This window comes from Methylobacterium platani, assembly GCF_001653715.1.
GTDB lineage: Bacteria > Pseudomonadota > Alphaproteobacteria > Rhizobiales > Beijerinckiaceae > Methylobacterium > Methylobacterium platani.
Window position 1 is genome coordinate 1 of the sequence record NZ_LWHQ01000006.1, and the last position, 24,128, is coordinate 24,128.

At 72.3% G+C, this 24,128-nt stretch carries 21 protein-coding genes and 1 tRNA gene; 5 read left to right on the top strand and 17 right to left on the bottom strand.

Annotated elements, in window-relative coordinates:
- Positions 1-50 precede the first annotated feature (50 nt).
- The 14 genes from xylB to A5481_RS01595 all read right to left on the bottom strand — a co-directional run bounded on the left by xylB (position 51) and on the right by A5481_RS01595 (position 13,947).
- A complete protein-coding gene (xylB, locus tag A5481_RS01530; RefSeq protein ID WP_048437350.1) occupies positions 51-1,526 on the bottom strand; it encodes a xylulokinase in 1,476 nt (491 codons plus the stop codon).
- A gap of 60 nt (positions 1,527-1,586) precedes the next feature.
- A complete protein-coding gene (locus A5481_RS01535) occupies positions 1,587-2,693 on the bottom strand; it encodes an ABC transporter ATP-binding protein (protein WP_048437351.1) in 1,107 nt (368 codons plus the stop codon).
- 7 nt (positions 2,694-2,700) lie between these two features.
- Positions 2,701-4,317 (bottom strand): FGGY-family carbohydrate kinase, encoded by a 1,617-nt coding sequence (locus tag A5481_RS01540; RefSeq protein ID WP_048437352.1) that lies wholly within the window; start codon positions 4,315-4,317, stop codon positions 2,701-2,703.
- 46 nt (positions 4,318-4,363) lie between these two features.
- Complete coding sequence (locus A5481_RS01545) at positions 4,364-5,335, bottom strand: sugar-binding transcriptional regulator (RefSeq protein WP_048437353.1); 972 nt, start codon at positions 5,333-5,335, stop codon at positions 4,364-4,366.
- On the bottom strand, positions 5,332-6,237 hold the full coding sequence (locus tag A5481_RS01550; RefSeq protein WP_048437354.1) for a TIM barrel protein: 906 nt from the start codon (positions 6,235-6,237) through the stop codon (positions 5,332-5,334). The genes A5481_RS01545 and A5481_RS01550 overlap by 4 nt, the downstream gene beginning before the upstream one ends.
- On the bottom strand, positions 6,234-7,052 hold the full coding sequence (locus A5481_RS01555; RefSeq protein ID WP_048437355.1) for a carbohydrate ABC transporter permease: 819 nt from the start codon (positions 7,050-7,052) through the stop codon (positions 6,234-6,236). The genes A5481_RS01550 and A5481_RS01555 overlap by 4 nt, the downstream gene beginning before the upstream one ends.
- Complete coding sequence (locus tag A5481_RS01560; RefSeq protein WP_082984883.1) at positions 7,049-8,023, bottom strand: carbohydrate ABC transporter permease; 975 nt, start codon at positions 8,021-8,023, stop codon at positions 7,049-7,051. Before A5481_RS01560 ends, A5481_RS01555 begins: the two co-directional genes overlap by 4 nt.
- Entirely contained in the window at positions 8,020-8,592 is a 573-nt protein-coding gene (locus tag A5481_RS01565; protein WP_064503742.1) for a phosphoheptose isomerase family protein, read from the bottom strand. Before A5481_RS01565 ends, A5481_RS01560 begins: the two co-directional genes overlap by 4 nt.
- 195 nt (positions 8,593-8,787) lie before the next feature.
- Complete coding sequence (locus A5481_RS01570) at positions 8,788-10,137, bottom strand: ABC transporter substrate-binding protein (protein WP_048433927.1); 1,350 nt, start codon at positions 10,135-10,137, stop codon at positions 8,788-8,790.
- A gap of 36 nt (positions 10,138-10,173) precedes the next feature.
- Positions 10,174-11,211 carry a zinc-dependent alcohol dehydrogenase gene (locus A5481_RS01575; protein ID WP_048433928.1) on the bottom strand — a complete coding sequence of 346 codons (1,038 nt, stop codon included), beginning with the start codon at positions 11,209-11,211 and terminating at the stop codon, positions 10,174-10,176.
- 335 nt (positions 11,212-11,546) lie between these two features.
- On the bottom strand, positions 11,547-12,290 hold the full coding sequence (locus A5481_RS01580; protein ID WP_048433929.1) for a MauE/DoxX family redox-associated membrane protein: 744 nt from the start codon (positions 12,288-12,290) through the stop codon (positions 11,547-11,549).
- A gap of 70 nt (positions 12,291-12,360) precedes the next feature.
- Entirely contained in the window at positions 12,361-12,753 is a 393-nt protein-coding gene (gene copM, locus A5481_RS01585; protein ID WP_048433930.1) for a CopM family metallochaperone, read from the bottom strand.
- Between the two features lie 273 nt (positions 12,754-13,026).
- Positions 13,027-13,491 carry a hypothetical protein gene (locus tag A5481_RS01590; protein ID WP_048433931.1) on the bottom strand — a complete coding sequence of 155 codons (465 nt, stop codon included), beginning with the start codon at positions 13,489-13,491 and terminating at the stop codon, positions 13,027-13,029.
- A gap of 381 nt (positions 13,492-13,872) precedes the next feature.
- A tRNA-Gln gene (locus A5481_RS01595) sits at positions 13,873-13,947 on the bottom strand.
- 167 nt (positions 13,948-14,114) lie between these two features.
- Between A5481_RS01595 and A5481_RS01600 the strand changes: the two genes are divergently transcribed.
- Positions 14,115-14,870, top strand: a complete 756-nt coding sequence (locus A5481_RS01600; protein WP_048433932.1) for an SDR family oxidoreductase — start codon at positions 14,115-14,117, stop codon at positions 14,868-14,870.
- A gap of 164 nt (positions 14,871-15,034) precedes the next feature.
- Positions 15,035-16,648, top strand: a complete 1,614-nt coding sequence (locus A5481_RS01605; RefSeq protein WP_048433933.1) for a peptide chain release factor 3 — start codon at positions 15,035-15,037, stop codon at positions 16,646-16,648.
- Between the two features lie 36 nt (positions 16,649-16,684).
- Here A5481_RS01605 and A5481_RS01610 read toward each other — a convergent pair whose 3' ends face one another.
- Together A5481_RS01610 and A5481_RS01615 are read right to left on the bottom strand one after the other, a co-directional pair.
- Positions 16,685-17,137: a response regulator gene (locus tag A5481_RS01610; protein ID WP_048433934.1), complete on the bottom strand. Its 453-nt coding sequence runs from the start codon at positions 17,135-17,137 to the stop codon at positions 16,685-16,687.
- A gap of 60 nt (positions 17,138-17,197) precedes the next feature.
- Entirely contained in the window at positions 17,198-17,668 is a 471-nt protein-coding gene (locus A5481_RS01615) for a BLUF domain-containing protein (RefSeq protein ID WP_048433935.1), read from the bottom strand.
- Positions 17,669-17,900: 232 nt separating this feature from the next.
- Here A5481_RS01615 and A5481_RS01620 point away from each other — a divergent pair, with 232 nt between their 5' ends.
- From A5481_RS01620 to A5481_RS01630, 3 genes are all read left to right on the top strand, one after another.
- Positions 17,901-19,274: a flagellar hook protein FlgE gene (locus A5481_RS01620; RefSeq protein WP_048433936.1), complete on the top strand. Its 1,374-nt coding sequence runs from the start codon at positions 17,901-17,903 to the stop codon at positions 19,272-19,274.
- Positions 19,275-19,464: 190 nt separating this feature from the next.
- The gene (gene flgK, locus A5481_RS01625; RefSeq protein ID WP_048433937.1) at positions 19,465-21,345 is read left to right on the top strand and encodes a flagellar hook-associated protein FlgK; all 1,881 of its coding nucleotides are present in this window, start codon (positions 19,465-19,467) and stop codon (positions 21,343-21,345) included.
- Between the two features lie 10 nt (positions 21,346-21,355).
- Positions 21,356-23,152 carry a hypothetical protein gene (locus A5481_RS01630; protein WP_048433938.1) on the top strand — a complete coding sequence of 599 codons (1,797 nt, stop codon included), beginning with the start codon at positions 21,356-21,358 and terminating at the stop codon, positions 23,150-23,152.
- A gap of 59 nt (positions 23,153-23,211) precedes the next feature.
- On the opposite strand, the gene A5481_RS01635 is transcribed toward A5481_RS01630, so the two are convergent.
- Positions 23,212-24,114 (bottom strand): LysR substrate-binding domain-containing protein, encoded by a 903-nt coding sequence (locus A5481_RS01635; protein WP_048433939.1) that lies wholly within the window; start codon positions 24,112-24,114, stop codon positions 23,212-23,214.
- Positions 24,115-24,128 lie beyond the last annotated feature (14 nt).

The window sequence follows — 24,128 nt, forward strand, 5'->3', positions numbered from 1 at the left end:
GGCGACGCAGCTCGTGTCGTGTACCGTGTGGCCTGCCAACGCAAGTCTGCTTAGATCCGTCCCGCCGCCCTGTAGCGCTGCCGGCGCGCCGCGCTCGGCCCGGCGAACTGCCGGTCCGGCGCGACCACGGCGCGGGTCGGCGGGCGGGTGCAGACCTCCGCCTCGGTGCCGCCGGCGCACAGCATGCCGAGCCGCGCCGCCCCGAAGGCGGCGCCGAGCTCGCCGCCTTGCGGGCAGGTGAGCTCGAGGTCGAGCGTGTCGGCGATGAGCTGGTTCCAGAACGGGGTGCGCGAGCCGCCGCCGACGACGACGCAGCGTTGCGGCGCCGCCCCGGCCTCGCCCAGCACGTCGAGGCAATCCGCCATCGCGAAGGCGACGCCCTCGAGCACGGCGTAGACCAGCGCGTCGAGGCCGTGCTCGGCCCGGAGGCCGGTGAACGAGGCGGTGAGGTCGGGGTCGTTGTGGGGCGTGCGCTCGCCCGTGAGGTAGGGCACGAAGACCGGCGCGTGGGCGCGCCGGTCCGGATCGGCCGCGAAGGCCTCGGCGCGGGCGATCAGGGCGCCGACCGGGATCCCCTCCGCGGCGATGCCGGCGAGCCAGGACAGGGAGGCGGCGGCCGAGAGCGCCACCGCCATGCCGTGCCAGCGCCCCGGCAGGGCGTGGCAGAAGGCGTGCAGGGTGCGCCCGGGCAGCGAGACCATCCGGTCGGTGGTGACGAACAGCACCCCCGAGGTGCCGAGGGACAGGAACCCGTCGCCGGCCTGCACCGCCCCGATCCCGACGGCCGAGCAGGCGTTGTCGCCGCCCCCGCCGGCGATCGGGATCCGGTCCCCGCCCAGGCCCCACGACGCCGCGAGGTCGGCCGAGAGGTGGGCCGACACGTCGGAGCCCTCGACGAGGTCGGGCATCTGCGCCCGGGTGAGACCGCAGGCGGAGAGCAGGGTGTCGTCGAAGCGCCGCGCCGCCACGTCGAGCCAGAGCGTGCCGGCGGAATCCGACATCTCCGACACGAAGGCGCCGGAGAGCCGCCAGCGGACATAGTCCTTCGGCAGCAGCACCTTGGCGACCTGCGCGAAGATCTCGGGCTCGTGCCGGGCGACCCAGAGGAGCTTCGGGGCGGTGAAGCCCGGCATCGGCACGTTGGCCGCGCGCGCCGTGAAGTCCGGCACCCGGGCGAGCAGCTCGGCGCATTCCGCCCCGCAGCGGCCGTCGTTCCACAGGATCGCCGGGCGCAGGACGGCGCCGGAGGCCGAGAGCAGGGTGGCGCTGTGCTGCTGGCCCGACAGGCCGATCCCCCGCACAGGCCCGAGCTCGCCCCCCGGCGCCCGGGCGCGGGCCTCGGCCACGGCGGCGAGCGTCGCCTGCCACCACGCCTCCGGGTCCTGCTCCGACCAGAGCGGGCGCGGCCGGGCGATCGCCACCGGCGCGCCGCCCTCGGCGAGGCAGGTCTGGTTCTCGTCGAGGAGCACGGCCTTCACCGAGGAGGTGCCGATGTCGATGCCGAGGAAGCGGGCGGGTCGGGTCATGATGGATTCGTTGGCGGGTTGCGGCGTGATAGGGGAGCGACCGTGCTCCCGCGCTTCGTCTCAGATCGCGAGCCCGGCCCCGTCGAAGAGGTAGATCTGCTCGGGCGCGACCCGCACCGGCAGCTCGTCGCCGGCCGCGACCGCGGGGCGGCCGGGGGTGAGGATCGACAGGGCCTCGCCGTCGGCGGGCCGGGCGTAGATCTGGGTCGAGCCGCCGAGATTCTCGGTCATCTCCGCCCGCAGGCGCAGCGAGGGCGCGGCGCCGTCGAGGGCGAGGTGCTCGGGCCGCAAGCCCACCGTGACGCGGTCGCCAACCCTTGCGCCGCCCCTCGCACCGACCCTCGCGCCGCCCCGGCGGGGCGCCGCGACGAGGCGGCCGTCGACGAAGCTCGGATGCGTCAGGGTCAGGCGGTCCTCCGCCGCCTCGGCCACGGTGGCGGGCAGGAAGTTCATCCGCGGCGAGCCGATGAAGCCGGCCACGAAGGTGTTGACGGGGGCGTCGTAGAGCTCGGACGGCGTGCCGACCTGCTCGATGCGGCCGGCCCGCAGCACCACGATCCGGTCGGCCAGCGTCATCGCCTCGATCTGGTCGTGGGTAACGTAGACCATGGTCACGCCGAGCTTCTGGTGCAGCCGGGCGATCTCGATGCGCATCTGGGTGCGCAACTCGGCGTCGAGGTTCGAGAGCGGCTCGTCGAACAGGAACAGCTTGGGGTGGCGCACGATGGCCCGCCCGATCGCGACGCGCTGGCGCTGGCCGCCGGAGAGCTGGCGCGGCTTGCGCTGGAGCAGCGGCCCGATCTGCAGGATGGCGGCCGCCTCCTCGACCCGGCGGCGGATCTCGTCGGCCGGCATCTTCGCCATCTGCAGGCCGAAGGCCATGTTCTCGAACACGCTCATGTGGGGGTAGAGCGCGTAGGACTGGAACACCATCGCGACCTGCCGGGCGGCGGGCTCGACATGGGTGACCTCGCGCCCGTCGATCGCCAGCGTGCCGGCGGTGATCTCCTCCAGGCCCGCGATCATCCGCAGCAGGGTCGACTTCCCGCAGCCGGAGGGCCCGACGAAGACGATGAACTCGCCCTTCTCGGCGCGGAAGCCGACGCCGTCGACCACGGTGTGGTCGCCGTAGCGTTTGACGATGCCGTCGAGGCTCAGGAAGGCCATGGGGTCTCTATCCGTGGTCGGCGGCGAGGCCGGCTTCGGCGCCGAGCGCGTCGCGCTCGATCGCGTTGCGGACCTCGAACAGGGTCAGGTAGGTGCGGTAGGCGCGGTCGTGGGCGCGCGCCCAGGCCGGGTCGGGGGCGAGCGCGGCCTGCTCCGGCGCCATCGCGTCGAGGGCGCCGAACAGGTCGGGGACGAGCCCTGCGGCGGTGGCCGCCACCATGGCGGTGCCGAGCAGCACCGGCTCGGCCGCCTCGCCGACCACCAGGGTGCAGCCGAGCGCGTCGCGGTAGAGGCGCATCAGCAGCGGGTTGTGGCGGTGGCCGCCGGCCAGCGCCACCGTGTCGATGGCGTAGCCGTGGCGGTTCAGGTGCTCGCGGATGTGCCGGGTCTGGAGGGCGAGCGCCCGGGCGGTGGCGTAGTAGGCCTCCAGGAACGACCGCTCGCTCGTCTCCTCGCCGATTCCGGTGAGGAGCGCCCGCACCCGCCCGTCGCCGAGCGGCGCCCGGTTGCCGAGCCAGTCCGGCACGATGTGGCGGCGGGCGGCGAAGGCCGGTCCCTCGGCGTCGAGGCGGGCGAGCACCGCGGCCGCGGCGGCGGCGTGGGTCTCCGGCGACGGCGGCCCGGGGCTCGCCGGGTGGTGGGCGAGCACCGCGTCGAGGGCGGCGCCCGACAGGCTCTGCCCGGCCTCGTGCATCCACAGGCCGGGGAAGACCGCGTCCTTGAACGGGCCCCAGACGCCCGGCACGTGGCGCGGGTCGGGGGCGAAGGGCATGAACGAGGTCGAGGTGCCGGCGATCATCGGCAGCACCCGGTTGAGGCGCGAACGGCAGTCGCGGCCGAGCACCCCGAGGGCGCCGGCCTCTGCATCGATCAACCCGACCGCGACCGGCAGGCCGGGCGGCAGGCCGAATTCCCGCGCCGCCTCCGGCGAGAGCGGCCCGTGCACCGTGCCGACATGGGCGGGCGCGGCCGCGAGCCTGCCGAGGCGGGTGAGGTCGGCAAGCCCGAGCGTGTCGAGGAGGTCGCGGCACCAGGGCTCGGCCTCGTTCGGCAGGTAGGGCCACTTGCAGGCCAACCCGCAGACCGAGTGGCGGTCGACCCCCGTCGCCCGGAAGGCGAGCTCGTCGCAGAGGTCGCGGGCGGTTCTCAGCCGGGCCCAGGCCTCGGGGCGGTGGCGCTTGAGCCAGAGCAGCTTCGGCAGGTTCGTCTCCGGCGAGACGGCGCCGCCGACATGGTCGAGGAAGCGGTGGCCGGTGCGGTCGATCTCGAGCGCCTCCGCCTCGCCGCGGTGATCCATCCAGCACACGACGTCGGCCTCGCCGTCGAGCGGGGGCGCGCCGTCGGCGGTGAGCGCCAGGGACGAGGTGGCGTCGAAGGCGAGCCCGGCGACAAGCGCGGCCGCGCCGGGCTGCGCCGCCAGGGACGCTTGCGCCAGGACGTCGCGCACGCAGGCACCCACCGCCGCCCAGATCTCGGCCATGCGGTAGACCGCGTGGTGCTCGGCCGGGCGCAGGAGCCGGAACGGAGCCTGGCGCGCCGCGAGGACGCGCCCGTCCAGGGTGAACAGCCCGGCCCGGGCCGACAGGGTGCCGACGTCGACGGCCAGCACGAGGGGCGCGGTCATCGCGGCCCCCGCGCGCAGGGCCGGTCTCGGCCCGTCCGGATCCCGCTCACCTGCGCCCCTCCCCGTCGTCCAGAATCGCCTCCGCCACCGCTTCGTCGGTGACGAGACGGTTGACGTAGCGCGCCCGCAGCACGGCCGCCACGATGCTGGCCTTGTGGCGGCCGCCGGCGGCGAGAATGGAGTACGGCACCTCGCGCAGGTCCTCCGGCGGCAGGGCGACCGCCCTGGCGTTGAGGGGATGGTCGACCGGACGGCCGTCGCGATCGAGATAGACGCCGAGCAGGTCGCCGACGGCCCCGGCCGCCGCGAGCGCCGCGAGGTTCTCCGACACGGTCTGCGTGCGGGCGAGGAGCGAGAGGTCGGACAGGTCGCCGGCCGCCACCAGGGCGACGTCGGCCTGGCGCGCCCGCCGCATCGCCTCGGCGAGGCCGTAATGGGTCAGGAGCGCGAGCCGGTTCTCGCTCGACGGGCAGTAGATCGGGGCCGGGAGGTAGTAGCACTCGGCCCCGAGCGCCCGGGCGAACTCCGTCGCGACCTCGAAGGTGTTGGTGCCCGAGCCCCGGGTGAGGCCGCCCATCAGGGCCGCCACCCAGGCGCCGGGGAGCCGGCGCGGGCTGATCCGCCGGGCCGCCGCCGAGAGCGTGCTGCCCCAGCCGACGCCGAGGCCGCGGCCCTCCGCCAGCAGGGGGTCGAGGAGGGCGCCGGCCGCCTCGCCGATCACGCGCTGCTGGGCGGCCGGGTCGTCGACCGCCGGCACGACGACGGCCTCGGCGAGGCCGAAGCGGTCGCGCAGGCGCGCCTCGAGCGCGACGCAGTGGGCGAGCGGCATCCGCAGCTCGATCCGCACCGAGCCGTCGGCCCGGGCCTGGCCGACGATCCGGTTCACCCGCAGCCGCGTGATGCCGAGCCGGTCGGCGATCTCCTGCTGCTTCAGGCCGGCGATGAAGTAGTACCAGGCGACCCGGGCGCGGACGTGCTCGCCCTCGGGGCCGGCCTCCTCGGGCGAGGCCCCCTTCACGCGGCCGCCTCGCGCAAGGCGAGCGCCGAGCGGCGCACCGCGTCGAGCACCGAGGCGTCGTCCTGCTCGAAGGGGTAGAACACCTCGAGGAACACCGGCGCGTGGCCGAGCCCCGCGCGGCGCTGGAGGGCGAGGGCCGCGCGGGGCTCGACCCGGCCCGGCTTCGTCAGGTCCCAGTGGCGGTCGAGCTGGTAGTCGGTCTGCTGCAGGTGGACCGCGCCGATCCGGCCGCCCAGCCCCTCGAACCACGGCTCCATCGCGGCCCGGCCCGCGCCGTAGAGCGGCTCGTAGGTGCCGTGGCCCCAGTCGACGCAGTAGCGCCACGGCAGGGCCGCGCCCGCGAGGTCGTCCGACATCCGGATCGCCTGCGCCACCGTCCAGGGCCATTCCCGGCGCAACGGCGTCGGCTCGACTAGCAGCTCGGCGAGGCCGGCCTCCGCCGCGGCCTCGGCGAGGCGGTGCATCCGGGCGATCAGGTCGCGGTAGTCGGAATCCGGGATCGCGTCCGGCTCGTGCCCGTCGGGGCGCGCCGCCACCGCCCCGAGGGGGCCGCCGACGCGCGGGATGCCGGCCCGGGCGGCGAAGCGGTAGGCGCGGGCGAGCCAGTGCTCGGCCACGTCGCGCAGGCGCGGATCGGGGTGGAGGAGCTGGTTGAAGCTGTAATGCGCAAGGCCCACGAAGGCGCTGTGGATCGCGATGCCGTGGCGCTCGGCCGTCTCGCGGATGTCGTCCGCCGCCGCGTCGAGCACCGCGTCCGGCCAGAGCGGATCGACGAGGTCGAAGGTGAGCTGGACGAGGTCGAGGCCGAGCTCGTCCCGCACCAGCGGCGCCCAGAGGGCCGGCGTGACCCAGCGCTTGACGCAGAACGACAGGTTGATGCCGACGGGCGGGGTCGTCGTCATTTGGTCGCCCCCATGGTGAGGCCGCGGACCATGTGGCGCGAGACCGCGAGCGCGAACAGCGTCACCGGCAGCACGATGACGGTGCCGGTCGCCATGATCTTGCCCCAGGGCAGCTCGTAGCCGGACATGAAGCTCGTCGCGACGACCGGGGCGGTCTGGACCTGGCGGCGGGTGAGCACGAGGGCGTAGAGCAGCTCGTTCCACGAGAAGATGAAGCTGAAGATCGCCGAGACCGCGATGCCCGGCACCCCGAGCGGCAGGTAGATCCGGCGGAAGATCGTGAATTGGTCGGCACCCTCGAGGCGCGCCGCCTGCTCGAGGTCGCGCGGGATCGAGCGGAACTGGTCGGTGCAGATCCAGATCACGATCGGCAGGTTGAAGGTGAGGTAGATCAGGATCAGGACGAGGTGGGTGTCGAGCAGGTTGACCTGGAGCGCCAGCAGGTAGACCGGCAGGGCGAGCACGATCGGGCTGATCATCCGGTTCGAGATGAACCAGAACCACAGGTCGCGCTTGCCGCGGAACTCGAACCGGGCGAGCGCGTAGGCCGCCGGCGTGCCGAGGCAGACCGCCAGGAAGGTGGTGGTGCAGACGACGATCAGGGAATTGAGGATGGCGCCCGAGACCTTCTGGTCGGCGAAGATCTCGGCGTAGTTGGCGAGCGTCGGGCGGAACAGCCACACCGGCGGCGAGGCCAGCAGGGCGGCCTGCTCCTTCAGGCTCGACGACACCATCCAGTAGAACGGGAACAGGGTGAAGCTTAAGGTGACGAGGAGCCCGAGGGCGTGCAGCAGGCGCGCGGAACGGCCGGTCACGAGTCGATCTCCTTGTACAGGAGGCGGATGTAGAGCCGGCTCAAGATGATCGTGACGACGAGGAGCAGGATCGCCTGGGCCGAGGCGGTGCCCATGTCGAAGACCCGGAAGCCGATGCGCTGGATGTAGATCGAGATCAGGTCGGTGGCCGCGCCCGGCCCGCCCCGGGTCATCACGAACACCATGTCGAACAGCTTCAGGATGTCGGCCGAGCGCAGGATCAGCACGGCGGTGAGCCCGGGCAGCAGGTAGGGCAGCTGCACGTGGCGCAGGAGCGCGAGCCGCGAGGGCGTCTCAAGGCGCGCCGCCTCCTCGATCTCCACCGGCACCATCGACAGGCCGGCGAGGAAGATCAGGGCGCAGAACGGCGTCCACTGCCAGACGTCCATGACGGCGATCGCCGCGAAGGCCCCGGCCGAGGAGCCGAGCCAGTCGAAGCCGCCGAGCCCGACGAATCCGAGGAGCTGGTTGGCGACCCCGAAGTCGCGGTTGAAGATCAGCCGGCCGATCAGCCCGACCACCGCGAAGGTGGTGGCGAGGGGCACCACCAGCGAGACCCGGGCGAGCGCCCGCAGGAACGACAAGCCCGGCTGGTGCAGCATCAGGGCGATGGCGATGCCGAGGACCAGCTCGACCGGCATCACGGTCAGGAAGAACCGGGCGGTGAGGAGGAGCGAATCCCAGTAGCTCCGGTCGCCGAGCACGCCGAGATAGTTCTCGAACCCGACGAACGGGAAACCGTCCCGCGGCCGGGCGAGGTTGTAGCGCCGGAACGAGGTCACGAGGGCGAACAGCGTCGGGTAGATCCCGATCACCAGGAGCGTCCCGACCGCCGGCAGCAGGAACCACAGCGGCGTCAGCCGGCCGTAGCCGGGGTCGAGCCGGCCGGGAGCGGGCCGCGTTGCGGCGGGCGGGTCGGCGGCAGCCGGCGCGGCGGGGGCGGCCCCGGTCTCGGCGGGGTTCGGGGTCATTCGAGGTTGGTGTGGTTGGCGCGCATCGCCTCGGGGCTGACGCCGAGCCGCGCGCGGAGCTTCACGATCATGACCTCGAACAGCACGAACAGCGCGCCCTCGTAGAGCGAGCCCATCGGCAGGATCGAGACGCCGCTCCCCTCCTCCGCCCCGTCCCTGGCCACGTCGTCCGCCATGGTCTGGGCCGGGACGACGACGAGGTGGTCGGCGTGGCGCGCCGCCTCGCCGCCGGCTTGCGCCGTCACCACCAGCACGGCGGCGCCGGCGGCGCGGGCGATGTCGATCAGCGCCTGGATGGTCGGAAAGCCGCCGGGCCCGGCCGAGACCACGAGCAGGTCGCCGGCCTCGATCGGCGGGGTGGTCATGTCGCCGACGACGCTCGCGTCGAGCCCGAGGTGGAACAGCCGCATGGCGAGGCCGCGCACCTGAAGCCCTTCGCGCCCGACGCCGTGGAGCGCGATCCGCCGCGCCCCGGCGATCGCCGCGACGGCAGCGTCGACGGCCGCGTCGTCGAGGCGCGCGAAGACGTGCTCCAGCTCGGCGAGGGCCTGGCGGTAGGGGGTCGGCACGGGTGGTTCTCCTGAGGCGGGCGGGTATGTCTCCTCTCCCCGCGGGCGGGGAGAGGGCCGCGTCACCGTCCAGGCGACGCGGCAGGCGGTAAGCGAAGCGGGAGCGAGGGGGACGTGCCGGACGAGGCTCTCCCGGACGCATCCCTCGCTCCACGCTCTTCACGTCGGGGCGGGAGACGCGCCCGGGTCCGTTCGCTACTGCAGCAGCGCCTTCTTGCCCGAGTAGTACCCTTCCTTTCCCAGGATCCCCTCCATGCGGCTGCCGATCTCCTTGGCGCCGGCCGCCGGGGTGGTCTCGCCGAGCATCATCTTCGAGCCCCACTCGGCCACGACCTCGGAGATCGCCGGCCAGGCCGGGAAGCGGGGGCGGTATTGCGGCACGCCCTTCTGCCAGGAGGCGACCATCGGCTCGACGAACTTGTACGAGGCCTTGATGTCGGGCTGCTGGTAGATCGCGGAACGGCCCGAGACGCCGCCGGCCTCGACGTAGGGGCGGGCGATCGCCTCCGAGGTGGCCCACTGGATGAACAGCCAGGCCGCCTTCTTCTCCGCGTCGGTGGCCTGCGAGGCGACGGCGAGGGAGAAGCCGCCGAGCGCCGGCAGGCGCCCAGCCGGGCCTTCCGGCTCCGGCGCCACGGCGAGGCACTCGCCGAGCTTCGAGGTCTTCGGGTCGGTGAGCGTGCCGTAGAAGGCCGACCACTCGGTGATCATCGCGACCTGGCCCTGCGCCAGGGCGTTCACCGCCTCGTTGTGGTCGAAGCTGACCACGCCCGGCGGCATGTACTTCATCAGGTCCTGGCGGAACTGCAGGCCGGCCTGGCTCTCGGGGCTGTTGAGGTTGGACTTGAAGTTCTTGTCGAGGAGCGAGCCGCCGAACGGCCACAGCACCCGCATGAAGCTGTCGGCCGACTGGGTCTCGCCGCGGCGCGACTGCAGCGCGAAGGCGTACTGATTCTTGTCGGCCTTGGTCAGCTTGGGGGCGTAGTCCTTCAGCAGGGCGCCCCAGGTCGCCGGCGGCTTGTCGAAGCCGGCATCCTTCAGCATGCAGGCATTGTAGAACAGGAGGCCGGAATAGTTGTCGAACGGCAGGCCGTAGACCTTGCCGCCCCAGGTCCCGAAGGCGTCGAGGAGGAGCGGGAAGAAGCCCTGCAGGTTCAGGTTCGGATCGGTGACCTTGGCGTCGCCCTTGAGGCCGTCGATCGGCTCGATCCAGCCGTTCTCGGCGAACTCGCCGATCCAGACGAGGTCGACCAGCGCCACCGTCAGGTCGCCGCGCGAGGTGAAGTTCAGGACCTGCTTCTCGCGGGCGTTCTCGTAGGGGACGATCTCGTAATTGACCTTGATGCCGGTCTTCTTCTCGAATTCCGGCAGCAGCTTGATGATGGCACGGTAGCCCGGCCGGTCGAGGAAGGTGGTGGTGACGGCGGTGCCCTTGAGGGGGGCGGCGGCGGTCTCCAGCCAGTCGGCGGCCCGGGCTGGGGCCTGCCACAGGGTCGCTCCCGCCAGGAGAGCCAGGGCGGCGGTGCCTCTCGTGCGCTTCCTCATCGATCCCTCGTCATCGAGTTGTTGTGTTTTATTGCGTCATTGTCCGTTGGGGTAGATCAGGGTCTTGACCACGCCGGGGGTGTTCTGGGCGTGGCGCCCGAAGGCGGCCGCCGCCCCGTCGAGGCCGACCCGGTGGCTGACCAGGCTGGCGACGTCGACCTTGCCGCTCTCCACGAGCGCGATCGCCCGGGGGTAGACCTCGCCCATCCGGCGGGCGAACTTGATCTTGAGGCCGCGGCGCCGGGCCTCGGCGGCCGGCATCGTGTAGACGTCCCCGTCCGGGATGCCGACGAGCACGGCCCGGCCGCCGATCTTGGCCGCCCGCACCGCATCGCGAAATCCCTCGGGTGCGTTGGTCGCCTCGACCACCAGCGGGCAGCCCTCGCCCCGGGTCCGGTCGCGGATCTCCTCGATCGAGGCGCCGACGGCGGTCGCGCCGAGGCGCAGGGCGAGCTCGCGCCGGTGCTCCTGGGGGTCGACCGCCAGGATCTCGCCGGCGCCGGCCACCTTGAGCACCTGCAGGATCAGGAGACCGATCGGCCCGAGCCCGATCAGCGCGACCCGCTCGAGCAGCCGCGGCTTGGCGAGATCGACCGCGTGGATCGCGACCCCGAGCGGCTCCAGCATCACCCCGTCGAGGGGCGTGAAATGCTGCGGCAGCGGCACGACCTGGCTCTTCGGCACCCAGATCTGCTCGGTCATCGCGCCGTCGAACGGCGGCGCGCCGATGAACTCGACGTTGGGACAGAGATTCGGGTGGCCGCGCTCGCAGAACTCGCAGTGGCCGCAGGCCTTGTTGGGGTCGACCGCCACCAGGGTGCCGCGGGACAGGCCGAGTTCGGGATCGTCGCAGGTCAGCCGGCCGCAGAATTCGTGCCCGGGGACGAAGGGCTGCGCGATGGTCGCCGCGCCGATGCCGCCATCCTTGAAGTAGTGCAGGTCCGAGCCGCAGAGCCCGACCGCCGCGACGTCGAGCAGGGCCTCGCCGGGCCGCCCGTCGCGCAAGCCGTAGGGCGCGAGGCGCGCGTCGTAGGGACCGTGGAGGTAGAGGGCGGTGTGGGTGGGGCCGTTCATCGGCGCTCCGGCGCTTGTTTCCCGCGCCGTTCTTACAGATGTAATTTCAGCGATGCAAGTGTATGAGGCCGGTGCGGACGGACCGCGCCACGCGGGGCGGGAACGCGCACGCGCTCCGGCGCGGCATGGCGCTGCGGGACGAGACGCGGCCGTTCACCGGCCACGATCACCGACCGGGCGGGCGCGCGGCGGCCGGGGCGGGCACGGGCGCCCGGCCTCGGGCCGGGAACCTGCATCCGGCTGAAGCCCCGGCCGAGGCGGCGTTCGTGCGGATGCGCGGGGCGCACGAGGTGTCGGCGTCGGGCCCGAGCGGGAACCCGGGGCGACGAACGCCTTCAATGGTGCGCAGCCAGCATCCAGAGGGCCATGGCGACCATCATCACGTTCTCGGTCAGCGAGACGAACCCGAGCGGAACCTTGCTCGACCCGCCGACGCAGGCGCACTTGATGTCACGCTTGTCGACGTAGACCGCCTTGAACACCGAGACGGCGCCCACCGTGCCGATGAACAGGGCCACGGGAATCGACAGCCAGTCCAGGGCACCGGCCACCATCAGGACGCCGGCGATGCCCTCCAGGAACGGGTAGGCGTAGGCGTAGCGGACCCAGCGCCGGCCGAGGAGGTCGTAGCCCAGGAACATCGAGGAGAAGCTCTCCACGTCCTGCAGCTTCAGGAGGGCGAGCACGCACATGCTGAAGGCGATGAACCACTCGGCCGCGCGCATGGTCAGCGGCGTGCCGTAGACCGCGTGGCTCGCCGCGAGCGCCATCAGCGCCGTCATCGAGAACACCGCGATGACCGGCCCGTAGGTCGGCTCGTTCGGGTCGTTGGCGGGCTTGCCGAAGTGGCGCTGCAGGTCGTCGAAGCCGCCGACCCGCTCGCCGTCGATGAAGGTCTGGGGCGTCGACTTGACCCCGTGCTCGGCCTTGAAGCGATCGGTCTCCTCGCGCGTGGTCAGCGGGTGATCCTCGACCTCGAAGCCCTTGCGCTCAAGGAGATCCTTGGCCTTCAGGCCGTACGGGCAGGTGTGCTCGGGGGTGACCATCCGGTACAGGGTGGCCTTGCGGGTGGCTTGCATCTCGTCCTCCTGGAAGTGCTTCGGCGATGACGTCGAGGTGCCGCGGGGGGCGGCCCGGCCGCGCTCGCCGCTACTTGCCGTGCCGCTTCAGCCACGCCTCCATGTCGGAGATCTCCGCGGTCTGGTCGTCGACGATCTTCCGGGCCATCGCCCTGGTGGCGGGGTCCCTGGCGTACCTGAGGGCGACGCGGGCCATCGCGACCGCACCCGCGTGATGCGGGATCATGTGCGTCCGGAAATCGACGTCGGGATCGCCGGTATAGGCAACGTCCATGTCCTTCATCATGGCCCTGTCGGCTGCCTTGAACTCTCTCGTGGCGGCGTTGTCCGTCGGGTCCGGCTTCATCGCGCCCATGCCCTGGCCGGACATGGGCCCGTGGTCGTGCGTGCCTTGCGCGAGGACGTCGCCGGGGAGCGCGGTCGACAGCAGGACGGCGACGGCGAGGGTGCGGGTGAGCGTCATGGTGGCCCCTCTTCGGATGGTCGGTTGAACGTGCCGGCGGCGGTGGCGCCGTCCGGCCGTCGCCGAGCGCCGTCGCGGTCTCGGCCTGCGGAGGTGTCCGTCACCTGCGCCGGCAGCACGCAGCCGGGCTTGCCCCCGACGAGGAGGGTGGCGGTGCCCGCGAAGCCCGGAATCGGGATCGGTCCCTGCCGGCCGTCCGCGTCCGCCGGGACGTCCGCACGGCACCGTTCGCGGGCGGAATCCGGGCGTCGCGCGCCTCGGGCGCGCCCTGCCTCACGCGGAGGTTCGTGGGGGCTCGGGAAGGGCCTCGGGTCCGGGGCTCGACCGGTCGGCCGCGTCGCGCGGGATCACCGCGACGAACCGGAACAGGAAGGGTGGCAGGACCGGAGAACCGGGCAGGATGACGGTCGCGCAGCAGGCCATCGTCCCGCAGCATCGGGACCTGCACCCCGACGGGCAGCAATCGTCCCGGGGCGGCTCGACGCGCGCGCCCTTCGTCACGAGCGGGGCGCGAGCGATGCCGGACCGGGCCGGCACCTCGAGGCGGGCCGCCTGACCGGACTGCGCGGTCGGCGTCCTCCCGGTCACGGGCGGGGCGGCCCTCGCTCCCGTCATGGCGATGGGGTGGCCGCGATGCGCATGACCCTCGTGGGCCTGCACGGCGGACGGCGCGGCGTAGGCGATGATCGCGAGGATCATCGCTGCCATCAGACGCAGGATTTGCCGGTCGAGGCTCATGAGCGCTGCTGGCACCAACTCCGATGACGGGACCGTGCCCGCGGTTGGGACGTGAATGCCCGATCGAAGATTTGGTTGCCAGCGCGCCGGTTCAAGCCGCCGCAGGACGAAACTCGGGCACGGGATCCTCTCGCCCCGTCGCCGGGACGACGCGAATCACGGGCTTGGCGCAAGCGCCGCAAATTCCGTCAGTTTGGTCGCCGGTCAGCATCGGCGTCGCGCGCAGGGCCTGAACAGGCTCTCGCCCTGGCAGCCCGATGGACGGCGGTCGCGACGCTGCACCAGTTCCTTCCGGCGCAGCCCGGGTCCGAGGCCGCCCGGCTCGCTCCACAGGAAGGCTGCACGAGAACGGGAGCATTCTGAATGGGTTAGGTGAAAAGGTGGCTGGGGCGCCAGGATTCGAACCTGGGAATGGCGGTACCAAAAACCGCTGCCTTACCGCTTGGCGACGCCCCAACGCGCGGCTGGCGCTTCCTTAGCCGGGCGGCGCGGCGCTGGCAACCGGGGCGTGGCGCGGATGTGGGGCGGAGGGCCGGCCGCGGCGGTTGGAGGGCCTTTCGGGGTCGTGTATGCCGGAGCGCGCCAACGGCAACGATACGAACGAGACGGGGAGGAGAGGCGAGATGAGCACGCAGAAGGTCGCGCTGGTGACCGGGGCCGGCTCGGGGGTGGGGCGCGCGGTGGCGCTCGGGCTCGCCGAGGCCGGCTACGACGTGGTGCTGTCCGGGCGCCGGCCCGAGCCGCTGCAGGCGGTGGCGGGCGAGATCGAGGCCAAGGGCCGGCGGGCGCTGGCGCAGCCGACCGACATCGGCGACGAGGCCTCGGTGGCCGCGCTGTTTGCCCGCGTCGAGGAGACCTTCGGGCGCCTCGACGTGCTGTTCAACAATGCCGGCATCGGCGCGCCGCCGGTCGAGCTCGACGAATTGCCCGTCGCGACCTGGAAGGCGGTGGTCGACACCAACCTCACCGGCGCCTTCCTGTGCACCCAGGGCGCATTCCGGCTGATGAAGAAGCAGCAGCCGCGCGGCGGGCGCATCATCAACAACGGCTCGATCTCGGCCCACGTGCCGCGGCCGTTCTCGGCGCCCTACACCGCCACCAAACACGCCATCACGGGCCTCACCCGCTCGACCTCGCTCGACGGGCGCGCCCACGACATCGCCTGCGGCCAGGTCGATATCGGCAACGCCGCCACCGACATGACCGTGCGGATGCAGGCGGGCGTGCCCCAGCCCGACGGCTCGACCCGCCCCGAGCCGACCATGGACGCCAAGCACGTCGCCGACGCGGTGGTCTACATGGCGAGCCTGCCCCTCGACGCCAACGTGCAGTTCATGACCGTCATGGCGACCAAGATGCCGTTCATCGGCCGCGGCTGAGGGAGCCCTCCCTCTGGCCCTCGGGCGCCGGCTTGGAGTAGAGACGCGGCGCGGGCGCCGACACGGTGCCCGCGCCGTCCCCTCTCGGGATGATCCTCTCCACCGACGACCGGGCCCCCCGACGGACCCGAGACAGAAACCCGGGTCCGGGCTAGACACCTCCCATGCTGATGCAGACAGACGCCCCGCGCGCCCCCGCCGATCCGGTCGCCCGGCGCCGCACCTTCGCGATCATCTCGCACCCGGATGCCGGCAAGACCACGCTGACCGAGAAGCTCCTGCTGTTCGGCGGCGCGATCCAGCTCGCCGGCGAGGTCAAGGCCAAGCGCAACCGCGTCTCGACCCGCTCGGACTGGATGGGCATCGAGAAGGAGCGCGGCATCTCGGTCGTCACCTCGGTGATGACCTTCGAGTACGGCGATTGCGTCTTCAACCTGCTCGACACGCCGGGCCACGAGGACTTCTCGGAGGACACCTACCGGACGCTGACCGCAGTCGATTCCGCCGTGATGGTGATCGACGCCGCCAAGGGCATCGAGGCGCGCACCCGCAAGCTGTTCGAGGTCTGCCGCCTGCGCGACATCCCGATCGTCACCTTCGTCAACAAGCTCGACCGCGAATCCCGCGACCCCTTCGACCTCCTCGACGAGATCGAGAAGACGCTCGCCCTCGACGTGGCCCCGGTCACCTGGCCGATCGGGCGCGGACGGAGCTTCGCCGGCACCTACGACCTCCTGCGCCGCCGCGTCCGCCGCCTCGACGCGGCGGACGATGCCGGCACGGTACCGGTGTCGGGCCTCGACGATCCGCTCTTCGACACCCTGCTGCCGGAGGCCGGCGACGCCGCGACCTGGCGCGAGGAGGCGGAACTGGCGGAGGGCGGCTGCAAGCCGTTCGACCTCGAGGCGTTCCGCGAGGGCCACCTGACCCCGGTCTTCTTCGGCTCCGCGCTGCGCAATTTCGGCGTGCGCGACCTGATCGACGGGCTCGCCGAGGTGGCGCCGCCGCCCCGCGGCCAGGACGCCGACATCCGCGCCGTCGCGCCGACCGAGCCGAAGATGACCGGCTTCGTGTTCAAGATCCAGGCGAACATGGACCCGAACCACCGGGACCGCATCGCCTTCATGCGGGTCTGCTCCGGCAAGCTCAGCCGCGGCATGAAGGCGAAGCTGGTGCGCACCGGCAAGCCGATCTCGCTCTCGGCGCCGCAATTCTTCTTCGCCCAGGACCGCGCCATCGCCGACGAGGCCTATGCCGGCGACGTCGTCGGCATTCCCAACCACGGGACCCTGCGCATCGGCGACACGCTGACCGAGGGCGAGGAGCTGGTCTTCCGCGGCGTGCCGAGCTTCGCCCCCGAGCTCCTGCGCCGGATCAAGCTCACCGACGCGATGAAGGCCAAGAAGCTGCGCGAGGCGCTGCAGCAGATGGCCGAGGAGGGAGTGGTGCAGCTCTTCCTGCCGCAGGACGGCTCGGGCGCCATCGTCGGCGTGGTCGGCGCGCTGCAGCTCGACGTGCTCAAGGAGCGGCTCCAGGCCGAGTACGGCCTGCCGATCGACTACGAGCCGACCCGCTTCACGATCTGCCGCTGGATCGAGTCGGAGGACCAGGCCGTGCTCGATACGTTCATCGGCTCGCACGGCTCCTCGATGGCGAGCGACCTCGACGGGGCACCGGTCTTCATGGCGACGACCGGCTTCTCGCTGCGCTACGAGGAGGAGCGGGCGCCGGCGATCCGCTTCACCGACGTCAAGGACTACCAGAAGCGGCGGGCCTGAGGCCCGCGGGGCCCGGCGCCGGGGCGGCGCCGGGTTCTAGAACTTGCCGAGCATCGGGAAGTCGACGTTGAGGGCCGAGAGCGGGCCCACCGGCGCCTCGCGCTTGCGCGGCCGGCCGTTCAGCACCTGCTTCAGCTTGGTCTTGAGCAGCGAGAGGTCGAACGGCTTGAGGATGAAGGCGTCGGCGCCGGCGAGGTGCGCGACGTTGATGTCCTCGAAGCTGAACGAGGTCTCGGTCAGGATGAACGGCGTGTTGTGCAGCGCGTCGTCGGCCCGGATCTCGCGCAGGAGCTGGATGCCGTCCATCGGCTCCATGTCGAGGTCGGAGATCACCAGGCCGTAGCGGCGGGTGCGCAGCTGCTCGAGCGCCTGCGGCCCGTCGACCACGCCGTCGACCTCCGGGAAGCCGAGGCGGTTCATCAACTCGGTCACCAGGCGGACGAGTTTGACCTGGTCGTCGACGATCAGGATCGGAGGTGCTTCGCTCATCGGAACCAGCCAGCGGGTTTAGGTTTCATGGGCGGTGCCATCGGGGCGTCCCGGCGGCTCCTAGACGAAGAGATGGTCGATGCCCTGCTTGGCCATGGTCTCGGCCTGGAGCGTCTGGGCGAGGGCGTAGATCGTGCTGGCCTTCGGCGTCCCGCGCTGGAGCATCGGCCCGAGGTTGGCCTTCTGGAACAGGGCGTCGTTCGTCGGGGTGCGCGGCGCCGTGGCGAAGGAGGTCACGAATTCGCGCTTGGCGATCTCCCGCCACTCGACGATGTGCACGTCGCGATGCCGCGGATCCATGCTGATCCGCTGGAACGTCTCCTGCACCGACATCCGTTCGCCTTCGAGGATCTGGATGAAGTAGCCCTGATCGACGATCAGGAGGCTGGTGATCACCGAGAACTCGTTCTTCTTCTGGGCGTTCCGGGCGATGTCGTTGATCTGGCGCGCGCGCTCGGCCGGGTCGGCGGAGAGCTGGGCCCGCGAGAAGTAGATCAGGTGGATGAGGCTGCTTCGCTTGCTCGTGCGCATATCCCTGGGTCCAGCACCGGTCCAGGAGTGCAGCTAAGGGCAAGAGGTTCAACACCGCGTAAACGTCACCTCCGGCATCCCGCGGCAGATTTTGCCGTCCACACCCGGTCGCGCCCGGCGGCTTTTGCCGCCCGGGCCGCCGGGGATCCAGCGAATCCAACGACTTAGCCGTGGCACACGGCTTGCGGTGCATCCCGCCGAGTAACCTTGGCGGGATGGAGCCCCGGGGACAATGGACGTTTTCAGCGCGCTGCAGACCTCGGTCTCGGGCCTCAAGGCCCAGGCCTTCAGCCTCGAGAACATCTCGGGCAACATCGCGAACTCGCAGACCGTCGGCTACAAGCGGATCGACACCGACTTCGTCGACATGCTGGCCGAGCAGCCGGCCAGGCAGCAGGCCGCCGGCGGGGTCGCGGCCTTCTCGCAGCTGACCAACGCGCTGCAGGGCAACGTGGCGGCGACCGGCATCGCCACCAACATGGCGCTCAGCGGCGACGGGTTCTTCACGGTGCAGACCAAGGGGAGCGACGCCGGCGGCGCGCCGGTCTTCTCGGGCGGCAACCTCTATACCCGCCGCGGCGACTTCTCGGTCGACCGGGACGGCTACCTCGTCAACGGCGCCGGGTCGTACCTCGTCGGCCAGAGCCTCGATCCGGTCACCGGCCAGTCGACCGGGACCGGGCCGATCCAGGTCTCCGGCGCGTCCCTGCCGGCCAAGCCCACGACGAGCATCGCCTACGCGGCGAACCTGCCGAGCACCCCGACGACCACCTCGGGCTCGGCGCTCCTCGGCGCGCTGCCGGGGGGCGATGCCCGGGTGCTCACCGGCACCGCCGCGACGGCCCCGACGGTGGCGGCCTCGGATTCCACCGCGTTCTTCAACTCCAGCGTCGCGGGCGGCGAGCTCACGGCCTATTCGGGCAACGGCACGCCGGTGAGCCTGCAGATGCGCTGGGCCAAGGTGGCGGACGCGGATGCCACCGCCGGCACCGGCGGCACCTGGAACCTGTTCTACGCCAACCAGTCCGGCTCCGGCACGTCGTCCGCGACCTGGCAGAACGTCGGCACCGCCTTCGCCTTCAACGGCAGCGGCCAGCTCACCGCGCCCGCCGGCACCAGCCTCAGCATCCCGAACGTCACGGTGAACGGGACGAGCCTCGGCGCCGTCGCGCTGGACTTCGGTGCCGGCGGCCTCACCCAGTACGGCTCGACCGGGGGCCAGGTCGCCACCACGACCCTTCAGCAGAACGGCTACGCCTCCGGCACCCTCAACTCACTGGCGGTGACGAACGACGGCAAGGTCACCGGCACCTATTCCAACGGCAACAGCGTGGCGCTGGCCCAGGTCGGGGTGGCACGCTTCAACGCGCCGAACGCCCTGAAGGCGGTCTCGGCCGGCAACTACGCCCAGACGGCGGAATCCGGCGGGCCGCTGACCGGACTTGCCGGCACCACCATCATCGGCGGCAACGTTGAGCAGTCGAACACCGACACGGCCGGCGAGTTCTCGAAGCTGATCGTCACCCAGCAGGCCTACTCGGCCAACACCCGGGTGATGTCGACCGCCCAGCAGATGATGTCCGACCTCATCAACGTGATCCGCTAGCGGATCACGCCCTCTCGGCAGCGCGGTCCGCCAGCGGATCGCGCTGCCCCGTCCTGCCGGATCCGGTCGGCCGCGAGAAGGCGGCGCGACCGGGTCGGGCCTTCGTCCAGGGACGCCGGAGCGCGTCGCGGCCCGGAAGGGGCGCGGCGGCACGGCCCGGCCCTCACCCGCCCGACCCGGAATCCGCCCGATGTCCCTCAACGCCCTCAACACCGCGACGGCCGGCCTGCAGGTGACGCAGGCGGCGATCGGCCTCGTCTCGCAGAACGTCGCCAACGCCGGCAGCGCCGGCTACGTCAAGCGCGTCCTCACCCCGGTGGCGCAGCTCGGCAATTCGGGCGTCGCGACGGGCACGATCACCCGGACCCTCGACGCGGTCTCGCTCAAGCAGCTGCGGCTCGAGACGGCGGGGGCGGCCTATACCGGGCTCGCCGCGACGGTGCAGGGCCGGCTCGACGCGCTCTTCGGCAATCCGGGCAGCAGCTCCGCCCTCGACGGGGTGATGAACACCTTCACCCAGTCGCTCCAGGCGCTGACGACCGACCCGACCTCCGCCGCGTCGCGGACGAGCGCGATCGGCGCCGCCAAGACCGTGGCCCGCACGATCTCGGGCATCGCCGACGGCGTGCAGGACCTGCGCACCGGCCTGGAGGCGCAGCTCGGCAACGACGTCGCCTCGGCCGGCACGCTGCTGAAGCAGATCGCCGCGCTCAACACCAAGGTCGTCGGCGCCACCGGCAATTCGAGCGGCGACACCAGCGTGGCCGAGCTCCTCGACCAGCGCGACCAGCAGATCAACACGCTCTCGCAGTATCTCGACGTGCAGGTGAGCGAGCAGCACGACGGTTCGGTCACCCTGCTCACCGCCTCGGGCGCGACGCTGGTCGATCACGGCGCGGCGGCGAGCCTCGCCTTCGACGGCCGCGGCACCCTGGGCGCCGGGGCGCGCTACACCGACGACCCGGCCACCCGCGGCGTCGGCACCGTCACGGCGACGACGCCGGCCGGGGCGAAGATCGATCTGATCGCCACGGGGGCGATCCGCTCCGGCTCGATCGCCGCCGCGGTCTCCCTGCGCGACGACACCCTGGTCCAGGCCCAGCGCCAGCTCGACGACCTCGCCTCCGGCCTGTCGCGGGCGGTGAGCGACCGGCCGGCGACCGGCACAGCGGCGTCGGCCAACGGACTGACGGGCGTCGACATCGACCTCACGGGCCTCCAGGCCGGCAACGCCGTGACGCTCGGGGTGCGCAACGCCGCCGGGGTCGGGCGCAACCTGATCCTGATGCCGACAAACGGGGCGGCGCCCGCGCCCATCGACCCGGCCGAGACCGACGACCCGACCGCCCTGGTGGTGCCGGTCGACATCTCGGGCGGGGCCTCGACCTTCGCCGACAGGATCGCGGCGGCGCTCGGCACCGGCTTCTCCGTCTCGGCGACGCCGGGAGGGGCCGCCGGCTCGGTGCGCATCCTGTCCGACCCGGCGAGCCTCGCGCTCACCGGCGCGTCGGCCTCGGTCACCGTGCCGACGAGCGCCGCCGACACGAAGACCGGCAGCGGCCAGCTCGCGCTGTTCGTCGATGCGGGGAACGGCAACGGCGTGTTCACCGGCTCGTTCGAGGGCGGCTCGCACCTGACCGGCTTCGCCCAGCGCCTCGCCGTCAACCCGGCCGTCGCCGCCGATTCGTCGACCCTCGTGAACTACGCCGCGGCGACGGATTCCGGCGACACCGCCCGGCCGCAATCCCTCGTCGACGCGCTCACAAGCCGCAGCGTCACCTTCTCGGCCGGCAGCGGCATCGGCGGCGTCAGCGCTCCGCGTTCCTCCACGGTGATCGGCTTCACCCAGTCGGTCATCGACGCCCGCGGCGCGGCCAGCGCCGAGGCGCAGCAGCTCGACGAGGGCCAGACGATCGCGCTCTCCTCGGCCCAGAGCCGCTTCGGCAAGGAATCCGGCGTCAGCGTCGACGAGGAGATGTCGAAGCTGATCCAGCTCCAGACCGCCTACAGCGCCAATGCCCGGGTGCTGACCGCCGCCCGCGACATGCTCGACACCCTGCTCCGGATCTGAGAGGACCGCGATGACGATCGCCCCCTTCGCGGCCGGCACCGCCGCCGCCGACCTCAACACCCGCCGCCTCGTCGACATGAAGGCGACGCTCGGCACGCTCTCGAACCAGATCGCCAGCGGCCGGGTCTCCGACACCTATGGCGGCCTCGGCAGCGGCCGCACCCAGAGCCTGTCGGCGCATGCCCAGATCAGCGCGCTCGACGGCTGGATCGCGGCGGCCGGTACCGGTTCGACCCGGGTGGCCCTGGCCTCCGCGAGCGTCCAGCAGGTCGCGACCCTGGGCTCGGCGGCCTGGAGCAGCCTCGTCAGCGCCCGCACCGGCACCGGCACCGCCTCCCGCTCCACCCTGCAGCAGGCCGCGACCGGCCAGCTCGGCGGCGCCCTCGACGCCCTGAACCAAAGCACCGGCGGCCAGTACATCCTGGGCGGCCGGGTCACCGACCGGGCGCCGGTCGAGACCGCCGACCGCATCCTCGACGGCGATCCCGCCTCCGGCCTCGACGGCGTGCGCGCGGTGATCGCCGAGCGCCGGGCCGCCGACCTCGGTACCGGCACCCCGAAGACCGGGCGTCTCGACCTCGCGGGGTCGGGCGCGAGCCTCAGCCTGTCGGAGAGCGCGTCCGCGGGCGTGCGGGCGAATTTCGGCTTCACGATCGCCAATGCCGTGAGTTCGAACCCGGCCGGCCTCGCGGTCGCGTTCCAGGCCGGCACGCCGGCCGCCGCCACCCTGTCCTTCGCCGGCCAGCCGAAGGACGGCGACATCGTGCGGGTGACGGTGCAGAACACCGACGGCAGCCAGGGCTTCGTCGACCTCACCGCCCGGAACGCGGGACAGGGCGGGGCGGGCACCTTCGCGATCGGCGACGATGCGGCGGCGAGCGCGCAGAACCTCACCGCTTCTCTGTCGGGCCAGACCGTGGTCGGCGCCCAGAGCGCGAACCCGCCGGGGGTCGCGGCGGCGCTCGCCGGCGGCAATCCGGCCTCGATGACCGTGACGGTCGGGGCCGGTCTCGCCGCCGGAGACACTGTGCAGGTCACGGTCGGCCTGCGCGACGGCACCAGCAAGACCCTGAGCCTGAAGGCCGCCGCGGACGGCGAGGCCGCCGGCACCTTCGCGATCGGCGCGAGCCCGGCCGACACCGCCGCCAACCTCAAGGCCGCGCTCGCGACCGCCCTCGACACCACCGCCGGGACCGACCTCGCGGCGAGCTCCGCCACCCGGGCGGCGGCCGACTTCTTCGCCGGCTCGTCCTCGCCGGGCCTGAGCCCGCGCCGGGTGACGACGGATGCGAGCGGCACCGCCACCGGCTATGTCGCCGATCCGGGCGGCCGCACCCTGATCTGGTACAAGGGCGACGACACCTCCGCCGACCCGCGCCAGACCGCCACCGTGCCGGTGTCCCGCGACCAGTCGGTGGCGATCGGCGCCCAGGCCAACGAGGCGGCCTTCCGCACGACGCTGAGCGGGCTGGCGGTCCTCGCCGCCACGCCGTTCGACAGCACCGATTCCGACGGCTCCCGCTTCGATGCCTATTCGGGCCGGGTGCAGGCGCTGCTGAAGCCCGGCGACGGGCAGCCCTCGGTGCAGGGCATCGCCTCCGAGCTCAGCCTGGCCTCGGCCCAGATCGACACCCAGAAGAGCCAGAACACCGCCACCAAGGCGATGCTGCAGAAGACGGTCGACGGGGTCGAGTCGGTCTCGACCGAGGAGGCCGCGGCCAAGCTCCTCAGCCTGCAGAACCAGCTCCAGGCGAGCTACCAGACGACCTCGATGCTCTCCAAGCTGTCGCTGACGAACTACCTGTGACGGATCGATGAGAGGTGACGACCAGGGTTCGAATCAGTCGATTCGAACGTGCCGCGGTGTCACTCTCCGCCGCCCCTCACCCGCGCCAGCACCAGATCCGTGAAGATCCGCGCATGCGGCATCTCGGGCGCCGGGTGGCGCACCAGGGTCATCGGGGCGACCGGGGCCGGGCCGCGGATCTCGCGGTAGCGCACGCCCTCGGTGGCGAGCCGCGCCATCGAGCGCGGCACGACGGCGAGCGCGATGCCGGTGGCGACGAGGTTGACCACCGAGGCGAGCTGCGGCGCGTTCTGGGCGATGCGGGGCGAGAACCCGGCCGCCGCGCAGGCCGCCATGATGCCGTCGTAGAGCGCCCGGCCGTTGCGGCGCGGATAGACGATGAAGCCCTCGCCCGAGAGGTCGGCGAGGCCGACCGGCCCCGCCTCGGCGGCGAGGGGATGGGTGGCCGGCAGGGCCACCACCATCGGCTCGTCGAACAGGTGGCGCGCCCACAGGTCGTCGACCTCGCCCTCGTCCGGGCGCATGAAGGCGACGTCGACCCGGCCGGCCCGGAAGGCGGCGAGCAGGCTCGCGGTCGTCTCCTCCAGGAGCTCGACCTGCACGTCCGGATAGGCGCTGCGGTAGTCGCGGATCGCCCCGGTCACCAGGGGGTGGAACGAGGCCGAGGAGGTGAAGCCGATGCGGATCTCGCCGACATCGCCGGTCGCGATGCGCAAGGCCCGGGTCTTGGCCGCGTCGACCGCGGCGAGCACGGCGCGAGCGTCGTCCGCGAAGGCGCGCCCCGGCTCGGTCAGCGCCACCCCGCGCGACAGCCGCTGGAGCAGGGCGGTGCCGATCTCGGTCTCGAGGCTCTTGATCTGGTGGCTCAGCGCCGGCTGCGCGATGTTCAGCCGCTCCGCCGCCCGGGTGATGCTGAGATCGTCGGCCACCGCGACGAAGTAGCGAAGATGGCGAAGCTCCATCGCGCCGGTTCCTC

Coding starts and splice junctions, on each gene's coding strand:
- A5481_RS01600 (WP_048433932.1), top strand. CDS start 14,115: ATGAGCACGCAGAAGGTCGCGCTGGTGACCGGGGCCGGCTCGGGGGTG.
- A5481_RS01550 (WP_048437354.1), bottom strand. CDS start 6,237: ATGACGACGACCCCGCCCGTCGGCATCAACCTGTCGTTCTGCGTCAAG.
- A5481_RS01615 (WP_048433935.1), bottom strand. CDS start 17,668: ATGCGCACGAGCAAGCGAAGCAGCCTCATCCACCTGATCTACTTCTCG.
- xylB (WP_048437350.1), bottom strand. CDS start 1,526: ATGACCCGACCCGCCCGCTTCCTCGGCATCGACATCGGCACCTCCTCG.
- A5481_RS01620 (WP_048433936.1), top strand. CDS start 17,901: ATGGACGTTTTCAGCGCGCTGCAGACCTCGGTCTCGGGCCTCAAGGCC.
- A5481_RS01580 (WP_048433929.1), bottom strand. CDS start 12,290: ATGCAAGCCACCCGCAAGGCCACCCTGTACCGGATGGTCACCCCCGAG.
- A5481_RS01575 (WP_048433928.1), bottom strand. CDS start 11,211: ATGAACGGCCCCACCCACACCGCCCTCTACCTCCACGGTCCCTACGAC.
- A5481_RS01570 (WP_048433927.1), bottom strand. CDS start 10,137: ATGAGGAAGCGCACGAGAGGCACCGCCGCCCTGGCTCTCCTGGCGGGA.
- A5481_RS01610 (WP_048433934.1), bottom strand. CDS start 17,137: ATGAGCGAAGCACCTCCGATCCTGATCGTCGACGACCAGGTCAAACTC.
- A5481_RS01560 (WP_082984883.1), bottom strand. CDS start 8,023: ATGACCCCGAACCCCGCCGAGACCGGGGCCGCCCCCGCCGCGCCGGCT.
- A5481_RS01635 (WP_048433939.1), bottom strand. CDS start 24,114: ATGGAGCTTCGCCATCTTCGCTACTTCGTCGCGGTGGCCGACGATCTC.
- A5481_RS01630 (WP_048433938.1), top strand. CDS start 21,356: ATGACGATCGCCCCCTTCGCGGCCGGCACCGCCGCCGCCGACCTCAAC.
- A5481_RS01590 (WP_048433931.1), bottom strand. CDS start 13,491: ATGAGCCTCGACCGGCAAATCCTGCGTCTGATGGCAGCGATGATCCTC.
- A5481_RS01605 (WP_048433933.1), top strand. CDS start 15,035: ATGCTGATGCAGACAGACGCCCCGCGCGCCCCCGCCGATCCGGTCGCC.
- flgK (WP_048433937.1), top strand. CDS start 19,465: ATGTCCCTCAACGCCCTCAACACCGCGACGGCCGGCCTGCAGGTGACG.
- copM (WP_048433930.1), bottom strand. CDS start 12,753: ATGACGCTCACCCGCACCCTCGCCGTCGCCGTCCTGCTGTCGACCGCG.
- A5481_RS01540 (WP_048437352.1), bottom strand. CDS start 4,317: ATGACCGCGCCCCTCGTGCTGGCCGTCGACGTCGGCACCCTGTCGGCC.
- A5481_RS01535 (WP_048437351.1), bottom strand. CDS start 2,693: ATGGCCTTCCTGAGCCTCGACGGCATCGTCAAACGCTACGGCGACCAC.